General features: G+C 68.4%; 5 protein-coding genes. All 5 read left to right on the top strand.

The window, feature by feature from the left end:
- Positions 1-318 (top strand): energy transducer TonB (locus AC1D15_RS23395; protein ID WP_477827858.1); only part of this gene is annotated, 318 nt, incomplete at its 5' end.
- Positions 315-1,067 (top strand): MotA/TolQ/ExbB proton channel family protein, encoded by a 753-nt coding sequence (locus AC1D15_RS23400; protein WP_047501194.1) that lies wholly within the window; start codon positions 315-317, stop codon positions 1,065-1,067. The genes AC1D15_RS23395 and AC1D15_RS23400, both read left to right, overlap by 4 nt.
- A gap of 13 nt (positions 1,068-1,080) precedes the next feature.
- Positions 1,081-1,506, top strand: a complete 426-nt coding sequence (locus AC1D15_RS23405; RefSeq protein WP_477827859.1) for an ExbD/TolR family protein — start codon at positions 1,081-1,083, stop codon at positions 1,504-1,506.
- Entirely contained in the window at positions 1,503-1,667 is a 165-nt protein-coding gene (locus tag AC1D15_RS23410) for a hypothetical protein (RefSeq protein ID WP_197066761.1), read from the top strand. The genes AC1D15_RS23405 and AC1D15_RS23410 overlap by 4 nt, the downstream gene beginning before the upstream one ends.
- 120 nt (positions 1,668-1,787) lie before the next feature.
- The coding region (locus tag AC1D15_RS23415; protein ID WP_477827860.1) for a TonB-dependent receptor domain-containing protein at positions 1,788-3,280 on the top strand (1,493 nt) is incomplete at its 3' end.

The following is a 3,280-nucleotide window of genomic DNA, read 5'->3' on the forward strand; positions in this document are numbered from 1 at the left end:
CCGCCGGCCCCGCCCGCACCGCCGGCCCCGCCGAAGCAGATCCCGGCCTCGGCCGTGCGCTACCTGAAGGCCGAGCCGCCCGAGTACCCGCGCGCGTCGAAGCGCCTGAAGGAAACCGGCAACGTCGTCGTGCGCGTCTGGATCGACGAAGCGGGCCTGCCGCAATCGGTGCAGGTCGGCAAGTCGTCCGGCTACCCGCGGCTCGATGAGGCCGCCGTCGACGCGGTGCGCAAGTTCCGCTTCGAGCCCTACACCGAGAACGGCCGCGCGACCGCGGGCTGGGCCTTGATCCCCTTGAATTTCGATCTGGAGAAATGACCGTGAACGCAGACGCTGGCTTGGGATTCGGCCACTTCATCGCGCAAAGCGATGTGGTGGGCAAGACGCTGCTCGGCATCCTGGTGCTGATGTCGATCGCCTCCTGGGTGATCATCGTGATCAAGGGCCTGTCGCTGGTCTCGCGCCGCCGCCACAGCCAGAGCTTCCTGAACTTCTTCTGGAACGCGACCTCGCTCGAGGCCGTCGCGAACGAGATCACCACGCACGGCGTGCACGACCCGTTCTCGCACCTCACCAGCCACGCGATGCACGCGCAGGCCCACCACGCGAAGTACGGCGCCGCCAAGCTCGAAGAAGCCGGCACCTCGGGCGAATTCGTCACGCGCACCATCAAGAAGGTGCTCGACGAGGAAACCACGCGGCTCGAGAACGGCCTCGCGATGCTCGCCACCGTCGGCGCCACCGCGCCCTTCGTCGGCCTGTTCGGCACCGTCTGGGGCGTGTACCACGCGCTGGTCGCGATCGGCATGAGCGGCGCCGGCACGCTGGACAAGGTGGCCGGCCCGGTCGGCGAGGCGCTGATCATGACGGGCCTCGGCCTCGCGGTCGCGATCCCCGCGGTGATGGGCTACAACTGGCTGACGCGTGCCAACCGCGTGATGTCGTCCAAGCTCGATGCCTTCGCGTACGAGCTGCACACCTTCGTGTCGATGGGCCAGCCGCTCGGCAATGAAGCCGCCCAGCCGGCCAACGTGCGTGCGCTGGCCTCGCGGCCGGTCGCCGCCTGACGCAGGCCTCGCCATGGCCTTCGCCAGTTTCGATTCGAAGAACGCCGGCGCGCCGATGGCGGAGATCAACATGGTCCCGCTGATCGACGTGATGCTGGTGCTGCTGGTGATCTTCATCATCACCGCGCCGTTGCTGACCAACGCGGTCAAGCTGGAGCTGCCGAAGGCGAGCTCGCAGGTCAACCAGACGGCGGCCGACAAGGTCGAGTTCGCGATCGACGCCGGCGGCCTGTTGTACTGGAACGGTGAGCTCGTCACGCGGCCCGAGGCGCAGAAGCGCTTCGCCGCCGAGAGCAGCAAGCAGCCGCAGCCCGAGATCCACCTGCGCGCCGACCAGGCGGTGGCCTACCGCTACGTCGCGCAGACGCTGGCCGATGCGTCGAAGGCGGGCCTGACGAAGGTCGGCTTCGTCAGCGAGCCGGAGGCGGCGCAGCCATGAGCGCGGCGCTGCGCGTGTGGACCTGGCCGGTCGTGCTGGCCGTGCTGAGCGCGGTCGGCCTGCTGTCGGCCTTGCTCGGAGATGGCGCCTGGGACGCGCTGTCGTGGGCCGCGCTCGGCCTGCCGATCGCGGTCGCTTCCTGGTACGCGCTGCGCCGCTGAATCGAATTTCTCCATCCAGCCGGCGCCGGGTTCGGGCCGGCTGTTTTTCTGACTGATCTTCACCGTCCCCGCCAGCCATCGCGCCAGCCAAGACAAGACAAAACCCTCGAGGAGTACCCCTTGGCCTACATCAAGAGCCGCAAGCACGCGGCAAGCAAGACATCCGCGTTGGCTCAGATCGGCCTGATGGCCGTCGCATTGCCGGTGGCTGCGCAGACGACCCCGGTCGCCGACGCGCCGAAGAAGCCCGAAGCGCCCGAGACGACGCTGCCCGCGCTGCGCGTCACCGGCCAGTCCGGCAGCGAGTTCAAGGCCGACAACGCGTCGAGCCCGAAGTTCACGCAGCCGCTGGTCGACACGCCGCAGACCATCACCGTGATCAAGAAGGAAGTGCTGCAGCAGCAGGTCGCGACCACGCTGGCCGAGGCGCTGCGCAACACCCCGGGCATCACGATGCAGCTCGGCGAGAACGGCAACACGACGACCGGCGACTCGATCTTCATGCGCGGCTTCGACACGACGAACAGCATCTTCGTCGACGGCATCCGCGACCTGGGCAACATCTCGCGCGACGTGTTCAACATCGAGCAGGTCGAGGTGGTCAAGGGCCCGTCGGGCTCCGACAACGGCCGCGGCGCATCGTCGGGCTACGTCAACCTGGTGTCGAAGACGGCGACCCGCGAGGCCTTCAACAACGGCACGCTGACCGTCGGCACCGCGAGCCGCGTGCGCGCCACCGCCGACCTGAACCGGCCGCTGGACCTCGGCATCCCGGGCTCCGCGCTGCGCCTGAACGTGCTCGCGCAGGACTACGGCACGCCGGGCCGCGACGAGGTCAGGAGCAAGCGCTTCGGCTTCGCGCCGTCGCTGGTGCTCGGCCTCGGCACGCCGACGCGCACCACCTTCAACTACCTGTACGTCGACCAGAAGAACGTGCCGGACGGCGGCGTGTCGACCTTCGGGCTCTCCGACTGGCGGCCCGGCGCGGGCATGCAGAGCGGCGCGCCGGTCGATCCGAAGAACTTTTACGGTTCGACCGACGACTTCAACGACGTGACGCTGCACATGTTCACCGCGCGCATCGAGCACGACCTGTCGAGCGGCACGACGCTGCGCAACACGACGCGCCTGGGCCACACCGAGCAGGACTTCGTGCTGACCGGCGTCAATGCCGTGACCTCCCCCACCGGGACCGATCCCGCCACCTGGACCGTCGCGCGCAACCGCCAGGGCCGCCACCAGACGAACGAGATCCTGACCAACCAGACCAACCTGAGCACCGAGTTCAAGACCGGCGGCATCGGGCATTCGCTGTCGACCGGTTTCGAGTTCATCTACGAGCGGCAGAACCAGCAGAACCGGGTCGTCAGCGGCACGCAGGCCGCGGCCAACCTGTACAACCCGAGCACCGGCGACGTGTTCCAGCCGCTCGTCGACAACGGCGCCTACACCAAGGGCAGCACGCTGAGTGCGGCGGTCTATGCGTTCGACACGCTGAAGTTCTCGGAGCAGTGGCTGCTCAACGGCGGCCTGCGCTGGGAGAAGTTCCACACCGAGACGAACAGCGCCGCCCTCTACTCGGCGACGCCGGCGGTGCTGGTGCAGAACCCGCC

The sequence above is a fragment of the Rhizobacter sp. P2_H2 genome (assembly GCF_056403375.1).

Excerpts from the sequence above, each read along its gene's own strand:
- AC1D15_RS23400 (WP_047501194.1), top strand. The coding sequence starts at position 315 with ATGACCGTGAACGCAGACGCTGGCTTGGGATTCGGCCACTTCATCGCG.
- AC1D15_RS23405 (WP_477827859.1), top strand. The coding sequence starts at position 1,081 with ATGGCCTTCGCCAGTTTCGATTCGAAGAACGCCGGCGCGCCGATGGCG.
- AC1D15_RS23410 (WP_197066761.1), top strand. The coding sequence starts at position 1,503 with ATGAGCGCGGCGCTGCGCGTGTGGACCTGGCCGGTCGTGCTGGCCGTG.